This window comes from Streptomyces vietnamensis (genome assembly GCF_000830005.1).
GTDB lineage: Bacteria > Actinomycetota > Actinomycetes > Streptomycetales > Streptomycetaceae > Streptomyces > Streptomyces vietnamensis.
This window is the reverse complement of record NZ_CP010407.1, coordinates 5680499-5697792: the sequence shown is the minus strand read 5'-3', so window position 1 is coordinate 5697792 and position 17294 is coordinate 5680499. Positions and strand designations below refer to the sequence as shown.

At 73.3% G+C, this 17294-nt stretch carries 14 protein-coding genes and 1 pseudogene; 8 read left to right on the top strand and 7 right to left on the bottom strand.

The window, feature by feature from the left end:
- Nucleotides 1-23: 23 nt before the first annotated feature.
- The 3 genes from SVTN_RS41475 to SVTN_RS25740 all read left to right on the top strand — a co-directional run bounded on the left by SVTN_RS41475 (nt 24) and on the right by SVTN_RS25740 (nt 4453).
- Nucleotides 24-1475, top strand: coding sequence for a sensor histidine kinase (locus SVTN_RS41475; RefSeq protein ID WP_041131234.1), 1452 nt, complete (start codon nt 24-26; stop codon nt 1473-1475).
- A gap of 91 nt (nt 1476-1566) precedes the next feature.
- Entirely contained in the window at nt 1567-2946 is a 1380-nt protein-coding gene (locus SVTN_RS25745; RefSeq protein WP_041131233.1) for an FtsW/RodA/SpoVE family cell cycle protein, read from the top strand.
- 31 nt (nt 2947-2977) lie between these two features.
- Complete coding sequence (locus SVTN_RS25740; protein ID WP_041131232.1) at nt 2978-4453, top strand: penicillin-binding transpeptidase domain-containing protein; 1476 nt, start codon at nt 2978-2980, stop codon at nt 4451-4453.
- Between the two features lie 5 nt (nt 4454-4458).
- Here the strand turns inward: SVTN_RS25740 and SVTN_RS25735 are convergent, their stop codons facing one another.
- Nucleotides 4459-5565 carry a ferritin-like domain-containing protein gene (locus tag SVTN_RS25735; RefSeq protein WP_041131231.1) on the bottom strand — a complete coding sequence of 369 codons (1107 nt, stop codon included), beginning with the start codon at nt 5563-5565 and terminating at the stop codon, nt 4459-4461.
- 178 nt (nt 5566-5743) lie between these two features.
- Between SVTN_RS25735 and SVTN_RS25730 the strand changes: the two genes are divergently transcribed.
- From SVTN_RS25730 to SVTN_RS25715, 4 genes and pseudogenes are all read left to right on the top strand, one after another.
- Nucleotides 5744-6466 carry a TetR/AcrR family transcriptional regulator gene (locus tag SVTN_RS25730; protein WP_041131230.1) on the top strand — a complete coding sequence of 241 codons (723 nt, stop codon included), beginning with the start codon at nt 5744-5746 and terminating at the stop codon, nt 6464-6466.
- A gap of 27 nt (nt 6467-6493) precedes the next feature.
- Entirely contained in the window at nt 6494-6775 is a 282-nt protein-coding gene (locus SVTN_RS25725; protein WP_041131229.1) for a hypothetical protein, read from the top strand.
- A gap of 74 nt (nt 6776-6849) precedes the next feature.
- On the top strand, nt 6850-8196 hold the full coding sequence (locus SVTN_RS25720) for a C40 family peptidase (RefSeq protein ID WP_041131228.1): 1347 nt from the start codon (nt 6850-6852) through the stop codon (nt 8194-8196).
- A gap of 102 nt (nt 8197-8298) precedes the next feature.
- Nucleotides 8299-9225 (top strand): annotated as a pseudogene (locus SVTN_RS25715) (MFS transporter); the annotation flags it as partial.
- A gap of 426 nt (nt 9226-9651) precedes the next feature.
- On the opposite strand, the gene SVTN_RS25710 reads toward SVTN_RS25715, so the two are convergent.
- The 5 genes from SVTN_RS25710 to SVTN_RS25690 are packed head-to-tail and all read right to left on the bottom strand — an operon-like array spanning nt 9652 to nt 15407.
- Nucleotides 9652-10887 carry a styrene monooxygenase/indole monooxygenase family protein gene (locus SVTN_RS25710; protein ID WP_041131227.1) on the bottom strand — a complete coding sequence of 412 codons (1236 nt, stop codon included), beginning with the start codon at nt 10885-10887 and terminating at the stop codon, nt 9652-9654.
- Between the two features lie 48 nt (nt 10888-10935).
- The gene (locus SVTN_RS25705; protein WP_041131226.1) at nt 10936-11619 is read right to left on the bottom strand and encodes a GTP-binding protein; all 684 of its coding nucleotides are present in this window, start codon (nt 11617-11619) and stop codon (nt 10936-10938) included.
- Nucleotides 11600-12013: a DUF742 domain-containing protein gene (locus SVTN_RS25700; RefSeq protein ID WP_041134250.1), complete on the bottom strand. Its 414-nt coding sequence runs from the start codon at nt 12011-12013 to the stop codon at nt 11600-11602. The genes SVTN_RS25705 and SVTN_RS25700 overlap by 20 nt, the downstream gene beginning before the upstream one ends.
- Before the next feature lie 5 nt (nt 12014-12018).
- Entirely contained in the window at nt 12019-12510 is a 492-nt protein-coding gene (locus SVTN_RS25695) for a roadblock/LC7 domain-containing protein (RefSeq protein WP_041131225.1), read from the bottom strand.
- Entirely contained in the window at nt 12507-15407 is a 2901-nt protein-coding gene (locus tag SVTN_RS25690) for a sensor histidine kinase (RefSeq protein ID WP_245727631.1), read from the bottom strand. The genes SVTN_RS25695 and SVTN_RS25690 overlap by 4 nt, the downstream gene beginning before the upstream one ends.
- Nucleotides 15408-15779: 372 nt before the next feature.
- Here SVTN_RS25690 and SVTN_RS25685 point away from each other — a divergent pair, with 372 nt between their 5' ends.
- Nucleotides 15780-16571 (top strand): protein phosphatase 2C domain-containing protein, encoded by a 792-nt coding sequence (locus SVTN_RS25685; protein ID WP_041134249.1) that lies wholly within the window; start codon nt 15780-15782, stop codon nt 16569-16571.
- A 14-nt stretch (nt 16572-16585) separates the two neighbouring features.
- Here SVTN_RS25685 and SVTN_RS25680 read toward each other — a convergent pair whose 3' ends face one another.
- The gene (locus SVTN_RS25680) at nt 16586-17017 is read right to left on the bottom strand and encodes a MarR family winged helix-turn-helix transcriptional regulator (protein ID WP_425429018.1); all 432 of its coding nucleotides are present in this window, start codon (nt 17015-17017) and stop codon (nt 16586-16588) included.
- Nucleotides 17018-17294 lie beyond the last annotated feature (277 nt).

Genomic DNA, 17294 nt, shown 5'->3' with positions numbered 1-17294 from the left:
ACCGCACCCCCGGAGGCGACCCCGTGAGGGCGCCGCGGCTGCCCGCCTGGACGGCGACCCTCACCTGGAAGGCCGCCGTCTTCATCGCGGTGATGTGCTGCGCCCTCGCCGCGCTGCTCGGCGTCCTCGTCCACGTCTCGGTGGCCGGGCAGACCGTGAGCGACGCCCGCGACAAGGCCCTGACGCAGCTCACCGAGGTCAGCGTGCTGTACGAGGCGGGCGAGCCGCTCCCCCGGTTCGCCGGTGTGGATCCGCCCGGACTCCCCGCCTCGCTGCGGGCGCTCGCCGCGCGCGGGGAGCGCGGCACGATGGTCGCGGAGTACAAGGGCCGACCGACGATGTGGGCGGCGGGCCCGGCGAACAGTCCTGCGGCCGGCCCGACGGACGGCTCGACCAACGGCCCGACAGACGGCCTGGCAGGCGGCCTGGCAGGCGGCCTGGCAGGCGGCTCGGCCAATGGCCCGACGGACAGCTCGACCAACGGCCCGGCAGACAGCCCGGCCAGCGGCTCGACCGACAGCCCGACCGCCCGCCCCGCCGGCGGCCGTGCCCTCGCCGTACGCCTCGACTACACCCAGAGCGCCGAGACCATCGACGCGCTCGACCGCTCGATCCTCGGCTCCTCCGTGCTCGCCATCGGGGCGACCCTGCTGGTGGGCGTCTTCGCCGTCACCCGGGTCACCCGCCGGCTGCACCTCACCGCGCAGGTGGCCCGCCGGATCAGCGCCGGCGACCTCGACGCGCGCGTGGACGATCCCCGTACGAAGGACCCCTCGCGCCCGCAGGACGAGGTGGCCACGGTCTCCGGGGCGCTCGACACGATGGCCTCCTCGCTCCAGCGCAAGCTGCAGACCGAGCAGCGGTTCACCGCCGATGTGGCGCACGAGCTGCGGACGCCGCTGACGGGCCTCTCGGCCGCGGCCGAACTGCTGCCGGAGGGGCGGCCCGCGGAGCTCGTACGCGATCGCGTGCGGGCGATGCGCGGGCTCACCGAGGACCTCCTGGAGATCTCGCGGCTCGACGCCCGCACCGAGACCGTGGACCTGGCGGTGCACGAGCTCGGGCCGCTCGCCGAGCGGGTGGTGCGCGCCTCGGGCACGGCCACGGAGGTGCGGATCGTCCGGGACGCGACGGTGGAGACGGACCGGCGGCGCGTGGAGCGGGTCCTGGGCAATCTGGTGGCCAACGCGCACAAGCACGGGGCGCCGCCGGTGGTGGTGACGGTGGACGGTCCCGTGGTGTCCGTGCGGGACCACGGGCCGGGCTATCCCGCGTACCTCCTGGAGTCGGGGCCGCAGCGGTTCCGTACCGAGAGCGGGGGCAAGGGGCACGGCCTCGGGCTGACGATCGCGGTGGGGCAGGCGGAGGTGATCGGCGCCGAACTGGTCTTCGCCGCCGCCCCGGACGGGGGCGCCGAGGCCCGGCTGCGGCTGCCGGAGTACGTGCGGTTCGCCTCTTCCGACGCGGAGGAGTGACGGCCCTCCGAATCCCCCTCCGAATCCGAGGACTCACGGCACACCGTCACACAAAAGGGACATAGGGCATACCGCTTGCTACGTTGCGGCCATGACCGCACCACGGCGCCCGGACGCACCCCCGCCCGGCATCCGTGTCCCGAAGCGGCGCGGCGTGGAACTGTCGCTCCTGATCGGCGCGGTCCTGATCTCCGTCCTCGGGTACGCGGAGGTCGGCCTCGCCCGCAGCGGCGCCGTGCCGCCCGACGCCGCCCGCTACGGGGCCGGACTCGGGGGGCTCGCGCTCGTCGCCCACCTCGCGGTCCGCTTCCGCGCCCCGTACGCCGATCCCCTGCTGCTGCCGATCGCGGTCCTGCTCAACGGCCTCGGCCTGGTGCTGATCTACCGCCTCGACCTGGAGACGCCGAAGGACCAGGCGGCGGCGACGCAGTTGGTCTGGTCGACGCTCGGGGTGGCCCTGTTCATCGTGGTCGTCCTGCTCCTGCGCGACCACCGGGCGCTCCAGGGGTACGCGTACGTGTCGGTGGCCGCCGCCCTCGGCCTGATGATCCTGCCGATCTTCTTCCCGGCGGTGAACGGCGCCAAGATCTGGATCAGGATCGGCGGTCTCTCCTTCCAGCCGGGCGAGTTCGCCAAGATCCTGCTCGCGGTCTTCTTCGCGGCGTACCTCGCCGCCAACCGCAACGCGCTCGCGTACACCGGCCGCCGCATCTGGAAGTTCCAGTTCCCGACGGGCCGGGTCCTCGGGCCGATCGTCGCGATCTGGCTGCTGAGCGTCGGCGTCCTCGTCCTGGAACGGGACCTGGGCACCTCGCTGCTCTTCTTCGGCCTCTTCGTGATCATGCTGTACGTGGCGACCGGCCGGACCGGCTGGATCGCGGTCGGTCTCGTCCTGGCCTCCGCGGGCGCCTTCCTCGTCGGCTCGCTCGAACCCCACGTCCACAGCCGGGTGCAGGACTGGCTCGACCCCTTCGCCTCGATCCGCGCGGGCGAGGGGCCGGGGCAGCTCGCCCAGTCGCTGTTCGCCTTCGCCGCCGGCGGGATGCTCGGCACCGGGCTCGGTCTCGGCCATTCCGTCCTCATCGGCTTCGCCACCAAGTCCGACTTCATCCTGGCGACGGCCGGCGAGGAGCTGGGACTCGTCGGCCTCACCGCGCTCTTCCTGCTGTACGCGCTGCTCGTCGCCCGCGGCTACCGCGCCGGCCTCTCGCTGCGCGACCCCTTCGGGCGGCTGCTCGCGATCGGCCTCGCCTCGATCGTGGCCCTCCAGGTCTTCGTGATCGCGGGCGGGGTGATGGGGCTCATCCCGCTGACCGGCATGGCGATGCCGTTCCTCGCGCAGGGAGGTTCGTCCGTGGTGACCAACTGGGTGATCGTCGCGCTCCTCATCCGGGTCAGCGACTCGGCCCGCGCGCCCCAGCCGGACGGCGCGGACACCGGGGAGCTCGCGAAGGTCGGGGGGACGCGGTGACGGGGTCCGACGGCGGGGCGGGAGGCGCACGGTGATCCGGTACATCCGGAGGGCCGCCGCCCTCTGTCTGATCCTTCTCGTCGCGCTGCTCGTCAACGCCGCCCGCGTGATGGTCCTCGAGGCCGAGTCCCTCGACGACAACCCGGCCAACCGGCGGATCGCGATCGACCGGTACGCGAAGCCGCGCGGCGAGATCGTCGTCGACGGGAAGCCGGTGACCGGCTCCCGGGACAGCGGGCAGCAGCTGCGCTGGGAACGGACCTACCGGCAGGGGCCGTTGTACGCGCCGGTGACCGGCTACGCCTCCCAGACGTACGGCACGACGCTCGTCGAGCACGCCGAGGACGACGTCCTCGCCGGCACCGACCCGATGCTGGCGCCGCTGCCCCTCTGGAACGACCTCACCCGGGGCCGGCAGCCCGGCGGCGACGTGGTGACCACCATCCGCGCCTCCATGCAGGAGGCGGCCTTCCGGGGGCTCGACGGGAAGCGGGGCGCGGTCGTGGCGATCGAGCCGTCCAGCGGCCGGATCCTGGCGCTCGTCAGCTCGCCCTCGTACGACCCGGGGGTCCTCTCCGGGACGGGACAGGAGGTCAAGGACGCGTGGCGGCGCCTCAACGCCTCACCGAACCAGCCGATGCTGAACCGGGCGCTGCGGCAGACGTACCCGCCGGGCTCCACCTTCAAGATCGTGACGGCCGCGGCGGCCCTGGACGCGGGGGCGGTGCGGGACGTGGAGGAGCCGACGGACACCCCGGACCCGTACGTGCTGCCCGGCACCCGGCAGGTGCTGCCGAACGAGGCGAGGGGCTGCGGCGGCGCCTCCCTCGCGGCCGCGATCCAGTGGTCCTGCAACACGGTGATGGCCGCACTCGGGGTGAAGGTGGGCCTCACGGGGATGGTCGACGCGGCGGAACGGTTCGGCTTCAACGACACGAGGCTCCGGGTGCCGTCCTGGGTGGCGAAGTCCAACTTCGACCGGCGGATGAGCCCGGACCAGCTGGCCCTTTCGTCGATCGGTCAGTTCGACACGACGGCGACCCCGCTCCAGATGGCGATGGTGGCGGCGGCCGTCGCCAACAACGGGGAGATCGCCCACCCGTACCTCGTCGACCGCACCACCACCTCCGGCGGCACGACCGTGGACCGCACCGGCCGCCGCAGCTACCGGCAGGCGATGAACCCCGCGACGGCGATGCAGCTCCAGCGACTGATGGTGCGGGCCGTGGAGGAGGGCACGGGGACGAACGCGGCGATCCCCGGGGCCCAGGTCGGCGGCAAGACGGGCACCGCCCAGCACGGCTTCGGCAACACGGGCACCCCGTACGCCTGGTTCATCGCCTGGGCCCAGGCCGACGACGCCGCCCAGCCCGCGGTCGCGGTGGCGGTCGTCGTCGAGGACGCGGAGGCCTCCCGTACGGACATCAGCGGGGGCGGCAGCGCGGCGCCGATCGCCAGGGCGGTGATGGAGGAGGCGCTGCGCCTGGAGGCGGAGGCGCGGGGGTAGACGCCCTACCGCTGCGCGCCGTCCGCGATCGCGGACTCCACCTCCGCGACCCGCTCGGCCTCCTCCGCCGCGAAGCGCTCGCGGTCCAGCGCCTCCGCGATCTCCTCGTCCTGGGTCATCAGCAGGTCCAGGTTGGAGTCGCCGAGGTCGAAGACGCCCATGTCGAGGTAGGCCTTCTGGAGGCGTTCGCCCCAGAGGCCGATGTCCTTGACGCAGGGGACGATCCGGCTGAAGAGGAGCTTGCGGAAGAGGTGCAGGAACTCGCTCTGCTCGCTGAGCTCCTCGGCCTCCTTCTTCGGGATGCCGAAGTTCTCCAGGACCTCGACCCCGCGCAGCCGGTCGCGCATCAGATAGCAGCCTTCGATGACGAACTCCTCGCGCTCGCGGAGTTCGGCGTCGGAGAGCTGCTTGTAGTAGTCGCGCAGCGCCATGCGGCCGAAGGCGACGTGCCGGGCCTCGTCCTGCATGACGTACGCGAGGATCTGCTTGGGCAGCGGCTTGTCGGTGGTGTCGCGGATCATGCCGAAGGCGGCGAGGGCGAGGCCTTCGATGAGGACCTGCATGCCGAGGTAGGGCATGTCCCAGCGGGAGTCGCGCAGGGTGTCGTCGAGGAGGCCCTTGAGGTTGTCGTTGATCGGGTAGAGCATGCCGATCTTCTCGTGGAGGAAGCGGCCGTAGATCTCGGCGTGCCGGGCCTCGTCCATGGTCTGGGTGGCCGAGTAGAACTTGGCGTCCAGGTCGGGGACGGACTCGACGATCCGGGCGGCGCAGATCATCGCGCCCTGCTCGCCGTGGAGGAACTGGCTGAACTGCCAGGAGGCGTAGTGCCGGCGCAGCTCGCCCTTGTCCTTCTCGGTCATCTTCGCCCAGTGGCGGGTGCCGTGGAGGGTGAGGACCTCGTCGGGGGTGCCGAGCGGGTCGTACGGGTCGACCTCGATGCCCCAGTCGATGCGGGTGGCGCCGTCCCACTGCTTGTCCTTGCCCTTCTGGTAGAGGGCGAGGAGGCGCTCGCGGCCGTCGTCGTAGTCCCAGGAGAAGCGGGCGGCGCCGGTGGCGGGCACCTGCCAGCCGCGCGCGGCGGGGGCGTTCACGTACAGGTCGTGCGTCGACACCGACGACTCCTTCCGTCCGTTTCCAGCAGGCTCACACGGTGGTAGACGGATCGTCAACAAGTCGTACGGGAGAGATTGGCGGCATCGCCGAAGGGGGCGCCCCGGAGTCGACCCGGCGGGGTCACGTCCTCCGGGACCGTTCACCCGACGGCCCCGCTCCGCGGCTACGCTGCGGTCCATGACGAGCGCCGCCACCCCCGCGTACCGCAGGCTCAGCGTCGAGGAGCGGCGCGGGCAGCTGCTCGGCGTCGCCCTGGAGCTCTTCGCCCACCGGGCGCCCGAGGACGTCTCGCTCGACGACGTCGCCGAGGCGGCCGGCGTCTCGCGGCCCCTCGTCTACCGCTACTTCCCCGGCGGCAAGCAGCAGTTGTACGAGGCCGCCCTGCGCTCCAACGCCGACGCCCTGAACCGCTGCTTCACCGAGCCGCCGGCCGGACCGCCCACCGAGCGGCTCGGCCGGGTGCTCGACCGCTACCTGGCCTTCGTCGACAAGCACGACGCCGGGTTCAGCGCCCTGCTGCGGGGCGGCAGCGTCGCCGAGACCTCCCGGACCTCCGCGATCGTGGACGAGGTGCGGCGGGCCGCCGCCGAGCAGATCCTCGTCCACCTCGGGGTGGAGCGGCCGGGCCCCCGGTTCGGCATGCTCGTCCGGACGTGGATCGCCGCCGTCGAGGCGGCCTCGCTCATCTGGCTCGACGAGGGGAAGCAGCCGCCCGCGCGGGAGCTGCGGGACTGGCTCGTCGACCATCTCGTCGCCCTGCTCGCGGCGACCGCGGCGAGCGACGAGGAGACGGCGGAGGTCGTGAAGCGGCTCCTCGCGCAGGAGACCCCCGAGGGGCCGGTGGCGTCACTGGTCCGCCGGGTGATCCCGGTGGCGGGCGAGGCGGCGCACCTGCTGTGAGGCGGCGGGCCGGGAGAGACTGTGGGGGTGAGAAGCGAGAACACCCCCTTCCGCGGCGGCCCCCTCGACGGACGGGCCCTGCCGATCCTCGTCGGTCCGACCGGCCACCCTCCGAAGTGGTACGAGATCCCGGTCCCGGCGCACGACGGGCACCCGCCGACCCTGCACACGTACCGGCGCGAGCCCTCGGGCTACACGAAGCGGCTCGGGCTCCAGCGCGGCTGGGTGTACGTGTACGCCCCCGAGGGGCGGGAGCGGCGCGAGCTGAAGTGGCCGTGGTCGAAGCCGACACAGAAGCCGAACGGGTGACATGGTGAGGCTCGCCCCGATTCATGCATTAATCAGATGAACTGACCCGTCATCATCCCCTTGGAGGTGGTGACGTGTCGCGAAGGCTGCTGCGCACGGTCTGCACGGGGGCCCTCGCCGCGGCGACGGCGCTCGCGGGGGTGGTCCCGGCGGCGGGCGCCGCCCCGGACCCGCCCGCGGACCCTCCGGCGAAGGCCCCGATCGCCCGGGCGGACCCGGCGGCGGAACCGGTGGACCCGGTGGACCCGGTGGACCCGACCACCGGACCGGGCGATCCGGCGGCCCCGCCGGCAACCCCGTCGGCGGCCGCCGGCCCGGCCGACCCCGCCCTCCCGAAAGCTCCGTCCGCTCCCCCCGTCGAGGACGACGCCGCCGCGCTCCCGCCCCCCGGCGGGGACTCCGTCGGCGCGCTGCTCACCCGGCTGCGGACGCTCTACCAGCAGGCCGAGGAGGCGACCGAGCGGTACAACGCCGCCGAGGAGAAGCTGAAGCTCCAGGCCGCCGACACCAAGAAGGTCACCGCCCGGCTCACCGCCGCCCGGACCGCCCTGGCGCAGGGCCGTGCCGCGGCCGGCCGGATCGCCCGGGACCAGTACCAGGGCAGGGCCGAGCTCTCCCCGTTCCCCTCGTACCTGCGGCTGCTCTTCGCGCCGGACCCCCAGTCGGCCCTGGACGAGGGGCACCTGATGGAACGCGCGGCCCGCGAACGGGCCGACGCCGTCTCCCGGCTCGCGAAGGCCGAGCGGCAGGCCGGCGGTCTCGCGAGCGCCTCCCGCAAGGCCCTGGACCGGCAGCAGGGGCTCGCCGCCGCGCAGCGCAAGCGGCGCGACGAGGTGCGGGCCAAGCTGGCCGAGGTCGAGAAGCTGCTCGCCGCGCTGTCGCCGGACCAGTTGTCCCGGCTGACCGCGCTCGAGCACGTCCAGACCGCCGGCGCGCAGCGCGAGCTGCTCGACTCCGGCACCCTGGCCGGCACGCGCACCCCCTCCCGGGCGGGCGCGGAGGCCCTGCGCTTCGCGGTGGACCAGATCGGCAAGCCGTACGAGTGGGGGGCGGAGGGCCCGGAGGCCTACGACTGCTCGGGGCTCACGCAGCAGGCGTGGGCGGCGGCCGGCCGGGAGCTGCCGAGGACCAGCCAGGAGCAGTGGGCGACCCTGCCCCGGGTGTCGCTCGCCGAGCTCCGCCCCGGCGACCTGGTGGTCTACTTCCCGGGCGCGACCCACGTGGCCCTCTACCTCGGGGACGGCCTGGTGGTGCAGGCCCCGCGCCCCGGCGGGAAGGTGAAGGTCTCGCCGCTCGCGGCGAACCCGCTGCTCGGTGCCGTACGGCCCGATCCGGGAGGGACGGCCCTGAAGGCGTACACCCCGCCCGTGCTGCCGGCGGGGGCGAAGGACGGCTCGGACGAGGGCTACGACAAGAGCTGAACTCCCGCTCCCCGTCTACCCCTTGCCCTCCCGCGTAATATCCCACAAGCTTGAGGGGTCCTTACCGATGGCCGACCGCCGATCCCGGACACGGAGCCCGTCATGCCCAGCCCCGTCATGCCCAGACTCTTACCGGACACCCGCCCCCGGCGCGCGCTCGCCGCCTCGAACTTCGTCAACGCCGTCGGCAGCGGGCTCTTCCTGACCGCCGGCGTCCTGTACTTCACCCAGGCCGTGCGCCTCCCGGCCGCCACCGTGGGACTCGGCCTCGGCATCGCCGGGCTCCTCTCGCTCGCCGTGGGCATCGCCGTCGGCCACCTCGCGGACCGGCGCGGGGCGCGCGGGGTCTACGTGACCACCCTGGCCGTGCAGGCGCTCGCCACGGCGGCCTTCGTGTTCGCCGACAGCTTCTGGCCGTTCGTCCTCGCCGTCTCCACGGCCACCGGCGCCAAGGCGGCCGGTCTCGCCGCCCGGGCGCCGCTCATCCGGCACCACGGAGGGGACAGGCCGCAGGAGTTCCGCGCCTATCTGCGGGCCGTGACCAACGTCGGCATCTCCCTCGGCGCGCTCCTCGCGGGGTGGGCCGTCCAGGTCGGCACCCTCGGCGCGTACCAGGTCCTCGTCGCCGGGAACGCGTGCGCGTTCGCGGCCTCGGCCGCCGTCCTGTTCCTGCTGCCGCCCACCGCCCCCGCGCCCGCCGCCCGCGGCCCCCGGTGGATCGCGCTGCGGGACCGGCCGTACCTGGCGCTCACCGCGCTCGACGGCGTGATGGCGATCCAGTTCAAGGTGCTCACCGTCGCGATCCCGCTCTGGCTCGTGGGATCCACCACCGCCCCGCACTGGCTCGTCTCCGGCACCATGCTCGCCAACACCGTCCTGGTCGTCGGCCTCCAGGTGCGGGCGAGCCGCGGCGTCGACTCGCCCCGGGCCGGCGGCCGCGCCTACCGGCGCGCCGGGGCGGCCTTCCTCGTCTCCTGCGCCCTCGTGTCGCTCTCCGCCGGGACGCCCGTCGTGGTGGCGGTCGTGCTGCTCCTGACCGCCGTGGTCGTCCACACGGTCGGCGAACTGTGGCACGCGGCGGGCGGCTTCGAGGTGTCGTACGCGCTCGCGCCGCCCCACGCCACCGGCCAGTACCTGGGCGTCTTCGGCCTGGGCGCGGGTCTCTCCGAGGCCCTGGGCCCCGGCCTCCTCATCGCGCTCTGCATCGGCTGGGGCCGCCCCGGCTGGTTCGCCGTGGGCGCCCTCTTCGCCCTGACGGGCCTCCTGACCCCGCTCGCCGTCCGACGCGCGGAGGAGGGCCGTCAGTCACTGAAGAGGGAGACGACCCCGAGCACCCGGACGTGTCCGAACACGGCCGGCGGCCAGGTCCGCGTCCACGCGGGCGAGGGTCTGTGACAGGGGCATGCCCCCATGATCGAGCACGGGGGCATGCCACATCGACCGGATTCGGCCTGGTCAGCCGCCCGTGACCTCGGCCAGGTAGGCCGACGTCCTCTCCGGGTCGAAGAAGAAGTTCTCGAAGTCGGCCGGGTCGTCGAAGCCGTTGGCGAAGCGGTCGGCGACGGGCTGGAGCCGGCCGGCCGCGCCGAGCAGGTTCAGGACGTGCTCCGGCGGGGGCGCCAGCATCGCGTTCGTCCACTTGGTGACGTGCTGGGCCGTCTTCCAGTAGCGGTCGAAGGCGCCCTGCATCCACTCCTCGTCGAAGGGCTTGTCGCCCTGCTCGACGATGGCGGCGAGGTACGCGGCGGCGCACTTGGACGCCGAGTTGGAACCCTGGCCGGTGATCGGGTCGTTGGCGACGACGACGTCGGCGACGCCGAGGACCAGGCCGCCGCCGGGGAGCCGGCCGATGGGGTTGCGGACGGTCGGCGCGTACCGGCCGGCGAGGGTGCCGCCCGCGTCGGTCAGCTCGACCTTGGTGGCGCGCGCGTACTCCCAGGGCAGGAACTTCTCCATGAGCTCCAGCGTCAGCGCCAGGTGCTCGGAGGGGTCCTTGACGCCCTGGAAGGCGTCGACGGGACCGCCGGGGACGCCCTCCCAGAAGAGGATGTCGGCGCGGCCGCCGGTGGTGAGGGTCGGCATGACGAAGAGCTCGCCGACGCCGGGCACGATGTTGCAGCGGACCGCGTCGAACTCGGGGTGCTCGGGGCGCGGGCCGAGGCCGTGGACGTACGCGACGGCCAGGGCGCGCTGCGGCTCGCTGTACGGGGAACGGGCGGCGTCCCGGCCGAACATGGAGACCAGCTCGCCCTTTCCGGCCGCGACGAGCACCAGGTCGTAGCTGCGGGAGAAGTAGTCCAGGTCGCCGACGGCCGCGCCGTGGATGACCAGCTGGCCACCGCGCTGGGCGAAGGTGTCCATCCAGCCGGCCATCTTCACGCGCTGGTCGACGGACTGGGCGTAGCCGTCGAGCTTCCCCACCCAGTCGATCAGGCGGGCGGAGTCGGGGCCGGCGACGGAGACGCCGAGGCCCTCGATCTTCGGAGCCTGGGACTCCCAGAAGTTGAGCCCGAGGTCCCGCTCGTGCTGGAGGGCGGTGTCGAACATGCACTGGGTGGACATGACCCGGCCGGTGCGGATCTCGTCCGCCGTCCGGTTCGACATGAGGGTGACCTCGTACCCCTGCGACTGGAGTCCGAGGGCGAGCTGCAGGCCGGACTGGCCGGCGCCGACTATGAGTATCTTCCGCATGGGCGGGGCTCCTGGCGTGACGGGACGAACTGTTCGGGGGGCGGCGGGCTATTCGGGCGTGGCTTCGAGCGCGTGCGCGACCATCGCGAGCAGGGTCTCGACGACGCTGTACCGCTTGCGCGCGTCCATGATCACCACGGGCACGTGCGCGGGCACGGTCAGGGCCTCCCTTATGTCGCCCTCCTCGAACAGCTCCGTGCCCTCGAAGTGGTTGACGGCCACGATGTACGGCAGCCCGCAGCTCTCGAAGTAGTCGAGTGCCGGGAAGCAGTCGGTGAGCCGGCGGGTGTCGGCGAGCACGATCGCCCCGATCGCGCCGCGCACCAGGTCGTCCCACATGAACCAGAAGCGCTGCTGTCCCGGCGTGCCGAAGACGTACAGCACCAGGTCGTTGTCGAGGGTGATCCGGCCGAAGTCCATCGCCACCGTGGTGGTGAGCTTGTCCGGCGTGGCGGTGAGGTCGTCGGTGTCCTCGCTCGCCCGGGTCATCAGCGCCTCGGTCTGGAGCGGGGTGATCTCCGAGACGGCGCGGACGAAGGTGGTCTTGCCGACGCCGAAGCCGCCCGCGACGACGATCTTCGTCGCGATCGGGGCACGGGAGTGGTCGAGCTGCCAGTCCTGCGCGCCCTCTTCGGTATCCGGTTCGCGCGATTCGGCCCCCGGCTGGGCGGGGATGCCGGCGACCACCGGCGTTTCGGAGACGGCGGTGGCGTCAGAGACGACGGAGTCCACTCAGCACCCTTTCGAGGAGCGCGCGGTCGGGCTGGCCGGTGCCGTGACCGGTCCCGTACACACGGATCTTTCCCTGGTCGGCCAGGTCGCTGAGCAGCACCCGGACGACCCCCAACGGCATCTTGAGAAGCGCCGAGATCTCCGCGACCGTCCGCATCCGGCGGCAGATCTCGACGATGGCCCGCATCTCCGGCATCAGCCCGCGGGCGGCCGGTCCGCCGTCCGTCAGGACCTTGCGGGCGGCGGGCGCTTCGAGCGCGGCCACGAAGGTCTCGACGAGCAGGATGTGACCGAAGCGGGTACGGCCACCGGTCAGCGAGTACGGGCGCACGCGCGCGGGGCGGCGTCCCTCTCCGCGTACCGGCAGCTTGAAGGCGTGATGAGCCGAGGACATGGCCGTCACTGGGTGCTCTCCATCGATTTGCGCAGTTCGCTGCGGACTTCGGGGGTGAGTACGTGACCGGCGCGGCCCACGAAGAGCGCCATGTGGTACGCCACGACGCTCATGTCGCAGTCGGGCGTGGCGTGCACGCCGAGCAGCGAACCGTCGCTGATCGACATGACGAAGACGCTGCCCTCGTCCATGGCCACCATCGTCTGCTTGACCCCGCCGCCGTCCATCAGCCGGGCGGCGCCGATGGTGAGGCTGCCGATGCCGGAGACGATGGTGGCCAGGTCGGCGCTGGAGCCGCGCGGCCCGCCGGGACGGCCGGCGTCGGCGGCGGCCGTCGTGGCCTGCTGGGTGGCAGGGTCCGACGAGAGCAGCATCAGGCCGTCGGAGGAGACCACGGCCACCGAGCGGACGCCCGGGACCTCCTCCACCAGGTTCCCCAGCAGCCATTGCAGGTTGCGGGCTTCCGTACTCAGTCCGAACGTTCCCGTCGCAGTCAACTGCGTGCCTCCTCGACTGTGTCCCCCGTCATCTCCTCTGTACGTGCAGTCCTCGCGGCGTCTATGCGCGCCGTGTCCAACTCCGCCTCCACGTCCCGGCGCCCGGCCTTGGCGCCCTGGTGGAAGCCGCCGAGACGGCGGCGCAGGGCCTCCGCGTCCACTCCGCCCCGACGGGGCGTGGTGGGGGCGCCCGCCTGCTTGACCACCTGCGGGGTGCGCTTGGGCAGGCCCTTGTCGGTGACCCGCTCCCACTGCGCGGGGCGCGGTCCGGGGACTTCGGCGGTGGACGTCTCGGCGTGTGCCGTCCCCTCCGCGTCGGCGGCGCGCTCGTGGGTGTCCGGCTCCGGCGGCGGGTCGGGCAGCCGGACCTGGAGCGTGGTCTCGGAGACGGATGCGTACGGGGCCGCTTCGGGCTCGGGCTCGTAGGTCGGTTCCGGCTCGTACGCCGTGTCGGGCGCCGCTTCGTACGACGCTTCCGGCTCGTACGCCTCTGCCGGCTCGGGCGCGGGCTCGGGCTCCGGGGCGTACTCCTGGGCCGGTTCCGGCTCGGGGGCGTACTCCTGAGACGGCTCCGGCTCGGGGGCGTGCTCCGGCTCCTGCGTCTGCGCCGGGCCCGTCTCCGCCGCCAGGAACGCGGCCTCCGCCGCCTCCACGAGCGGGTCGCGGGTCCGGGACGGCAGGGTGTTGGAGTTGGCCTCCGCGGCCGAGCCGGGCAGCTGGATGGCGGGCGCGGCGCCCGCGACCCGTACCGGCTCCGTCACGGCCGTCGGCGGGGCGGTGGGCAGCAGGGGCAGCGGCAGGACCACGACGGCCGCCGTGCCGCCCGGCTTCTGCTCGCGCAGCTCGACGCGCACCCCGTGGCGGGCGGCGAGGAGGGCGATGACCCGCATGCCGAGCCCCTCGCCCTCGAAGGCCTCCGGGTCGGCCTCGGCGAGGCGGGCGTTGAGCTCGGCGAACCGGCCGGCGGTCATGCCGATGCCCGCGTCCTGCACGGAGAGCATCACCTCGCCGCTCTCCAGGAGCCAGCCGGAGAGCTGGACCTCGGCGTCGGGCGGCGAGAAGGAGGTGGCGTTCTCCAGGAGTTCCGCGACCAGGTGGCTCAGGTCGTCCGCGGCGAAGCCGGCGACCTGGGCGTGCGGCGGCAGGGACTGGATGGTGACCCGCTCGTACCGCTCGATCTCGCTGACGGCGGCGCGCAGCACGTCGACGAGCGGGACGGGCCCGGCGTGGCCGTGGACATGCTCGTGGCCGGCGAGGACGAGGAGGTTCTCGCTGTGGCGGCGCATGACGGTCGCCATGTGGTCGAGCTTGAAGAGGGTCGCGAGGCGGTCCGGGTCCTGCTCGCGCTCCTCCAGCTTCTCGATGACGCCGAGCTGCCGCTCGACGAGCCCGAGGCTGCGCAGCGAGAGGTTGACGAAGGTGTGGTGGACGCTGTTCCTGAGCCGTTCGAGCTCGGCGGTGAGGAGGGCGACCCGGCCCTGGAGGTCGGCGCGCTGGGCGGCGAGTTCGGCGCCGACGGCCTCCTTCGCGGCGGTCAGGTCGGCGCGCTCGTCGGTGAGCCGCTCGGTCTGCGCGGCGAGGCCGGCGAGCTTGCCCTGGAGGGCGTTGAGCGAGCGGACGACCTGGGCGAACTCGTCGTTGCGGCCGGTGAAGCGGATCGCTTCCTCGGCGTGCGGTTCGGGGGCGGCGGCGAGCCGGGCGGCGCCGAGGCGGAGCACGGCGAGCGGCCGGGTCAGGGTGCGGGCGACGTAGGTGGAGATGCCGATCGCGACGAGGAGGCAGCCGCCGAGGAAGGCGATGCGCAGTTCGAGGGCCTCGACGTCGTCGTCGCGGAGCGCGGAGAGGCGGTCGACCCGCTCGGTGGCGAGGGCGGACTCGACGCCGCGCATCTGCTCGATGCGGGCGGAGAGGGCGGCCTCCAGGGCGGTCGGGTCCGTGCCGCGCTCGGCCTCGGTCAGCTTGGGCTGGTCGGTGAGGGAGGCGAGCGCGAGTTCGGCGCTCTTGACGTCGGGGCCGGTGACGGTGGCCGCGAGGGAGTCGCGGGCGGTGGCGCCGGCGGCCTGGTCGAAGTCGCCGAGGGCGGCGAGTTCGCGGACGCGGGCCTGCTGGGCGGCGGCGGTGAGGCCGTCGCGGGCCCGGTCGGCCTCGGCGGCGCCCTCGGGCTCGTCGGCGACGTAGGTGTTGGTCTGGGGGTCGTAGTGGACGCCCCCGGTGGGCTCGGGCTGCGGGACGGAGAGCGCGGCGACGAGCAGGCCGCGGGTGACGGAGGCCTGTTCGACGGCGCGGCCGAGGGCGGCGGGGGCGCGGGTGGCCTCGGTCAGGGCGGCGTCGGAGGCGCGGGCCGGGGTCTTGTCGGCGAGTTCGTCGGCGAGGGCCTGGAGCTTGGCGATGACGTCCGAGTACGCCTTGTGGGCCTCCAGGGCCGTGCCCTTGCCGGTGAGGGCGGTGCGGCGGACGGAGGGGACGCCGGCGAGTTCGCGGCGGAGTTCGGCGGGGGCGGCGGGCCGGATCTCGTCGATCTGGCGGTCGACCCGGGTGGAACGCGCGTCGGTGATCTGCCGCTTGTGCTTGGCGTCGCCGCTCTGGCCGTCGCGTCCCGCGGCGATGTACGCGACGACCTCGTCGCGCTCGTCGGCGAGGGAGTGCGCGAGGGTGACGGCCTGCCGGTCGAGTTCGGCGAGGGTGACCAGGCGCTGGGACTCGGTGAGCTCGGCGGAGGCGGCGAGGATCGCGGGGGCTCCGGCGGCGAGGACGGTGACGCCGACGAGGGCGACGCCGGCGACCAGCCGGTTGCGGACGCGCTTGGACCGGCCGGCGGGGGCCTGCGGCTCACCGGGGGTCTGGCTCTGCGTGCCGTTCTTGCTCCGAGGCCGCTTCTTCTGCACCGGTGCTCGCATTCTTGATTCGTCCGCCGATGAAGCAGAGGTGACGACCGGTCGCATGGAGCGCCCCCCACCCCTGGTACGGCTTCCGACCATTCCAGCGCTTCCGGCAAGGGGACGGGCATCGGCCGCTCCGCCACCCGAACGAGTGAACAACACTCAGTAGTTGGCTAACAACTTCCGGCGGCGTTTGCCGGGGGCCCGTGCGGGGCGCCGGTTGGATCTTCCGGGCAGGCTTTGGCAGGATGCGCGCCCGCAGCTCCCCGGAGGTGGCCGTTCCGTCTCTCGCGCCGCTTCTTCCGGGTTGGTACAGGCCATTTCCGGTCATTTGCAGGTCCGGTGAAGGATTTCTCGGGGAATTGCGCGGGGGTGGGCACACTGGATGCCATGCACAGTGGAGTCGCCTCCCTTCCCGGCAGTCCCGAACGCCCCAACGAGGACTGGGTGGCCGCAGCTCTGCCCGCCTCGGGGAGCGGGGGGACGGTCGTCCTGCTCGACGGCGTCACGCCTCCCGCCGGCGATGACGGTTGTGTGCACACGGTCCCGTGGTTCACCGCGCGGCTGGGCGGGGCTTTGACCGAACTGTCCGGTTCCCGCCGGGACATGCCCCTGTCCGAGATCCTGTCGCGGGCAATCCGGCGCACCGCGGACGCCCACCGCGACACCTGTGACCTTTCTCACGTGCGAACGCCCCAGGCGACCGTGGTCCTTGCCCGCTGGGACGAGGCGTCGGTCGAGCATCTCGTCCTCTCCGACTCCGTACTCCTCCTGCAGTCCCCGGACGGGGCGGTACGGGCCGTGCTCGACGACCGGCTCGACCGGGTGCCGGACGAGGTGCTGCGCTCCCTGGAGGCGACGGACCGGCTGCGGAACCGGGAGGGCGGCTTCTTCACGGCGGCGGCGGACCCGGCGGTCGCGGAGCGGGCGGTGACCGGGACGACCCCGCGCGCGGAGGTGCGGGCCCTGGCGGCGCTCACCGACGGGGCGAGCCGCTGGGTGGAGCTGTTCGGCGAGGGCGACTGGGCGGACTGCTTCGGCGTGCTGCGCGAGGAGGGTCCGGCCGGCCTGCTCCGCCGGGTGCGGGTCCTGGAGACGGCCGACTCGCGGGCGGGCGGGGTGCGCCGCTGGAAGCTCCACGACGACGCGACGGCGGTGTACGCGGAGCTGCGGGACCTCTGATCCGGGTCTGCCGCTCAGCCCTCCGAGCGGACGTTGAAGTGGTGCAGGAGGCGGGCGAGTTCGGCGACCTCGGCACGGTCCCAGTCGGCGAGTTTGCGGACGTAGCGTTCGCGCCGGGCGTCGCGGACGCTGCGGAAGCGGCTGCGGCCCTCCTCGGTGAGGCGGACGAGCGAGGCGCGGCCGTCGGCGGGGTCGGGGTCGCGGGCGACGAGCCCGAGGTCCTCCAGGGCGCGGAGCTGGCGGCTCATGGTGGCCTTGCCGACGCCGAAGTACCCGGCGAGCTCGGTGGCCCGCTGGGGTCCGGCCTCGTCGAGGCGCACGAAGAGGCCGTAGGCGGCGGGCTCCAGTTCGGGATGGACCTCGCGGGCCATCTCGCCGGACTGGGCGCGGGCGCGGCGCAGGAAGACCGCCAGCTCCCGTTCGAGGGCGAGGAATTCCTGGTCCACACCACCTCCGGTGGTGGCCCGGCCTTCGTCTCCCGTACTGCTTCCGTGCACGTCAGCACCTCCCGCGCGCTTTCCGGTCGCTGAAAGTTTCTTGCCGGGGCGTCCATCGCCGCAGCTCCTTCAGTATTTCGCAGGCGTAGACCAACGGCGGCAACCAGGCCCCCTTCCGCCGGGCGGGTCTACGTGCGTAGCGTCTTTCCCGGCAGCCCTGAATGACATGTCCATTCCAGGATTTGTCGTGACGCCTGCCGCCACCGCTCCCCCACCGAGCCTTTCG

Excerpts from the sequence above, each read along its gene's own strand:
- SVTN_RS25685 (WP_041134249.1), top strand. The coding sequence starts at position 15,780 with ATGCACAGTGGAGTCGCCTCCCTTCCCGGCAGTCCCGAACGCCCCAAC.
- SVTN_RS25700 (WP_041134250.1), bottom strand. The coding sequence starts at position 12,013 with ATGTCCTCGGCTCATCACGCCTTCAAGCTGCCGGTACGCGGAGAGGGA.
- SVTN_RS25710 (WP_041131227.1), bottom strand. The coding sequence starts at position 10,887 with ATGCGGAAGATACTCATAGTCGGCGCCGGCCAGTCCGGCCTGCAGCTC.
- SVTN_RS25745 (WP_041131233.1), top strand. The coding sequence starts at position 1,567 with ATGACCGCACCACGGCGCCCGGACGCACCCCCGCCCGGCATCCGTGTC.
- SVTN_RS25690 (WP_245727631.1), bottom strand. The coding sequence starts at position 15,407 with ATGCGAGCACCGGTGCAGAAGAAGCGGCCTCGGAGCAAGAACGGCACG.
- SVTN_RS25730 (WP_041131230.1), top strand. The coding sequence starts at position 5,744 with ATGACGAGCGCCGCCACCCCCGCGTACCGCAGGCTCAGCGTCGAGGAG.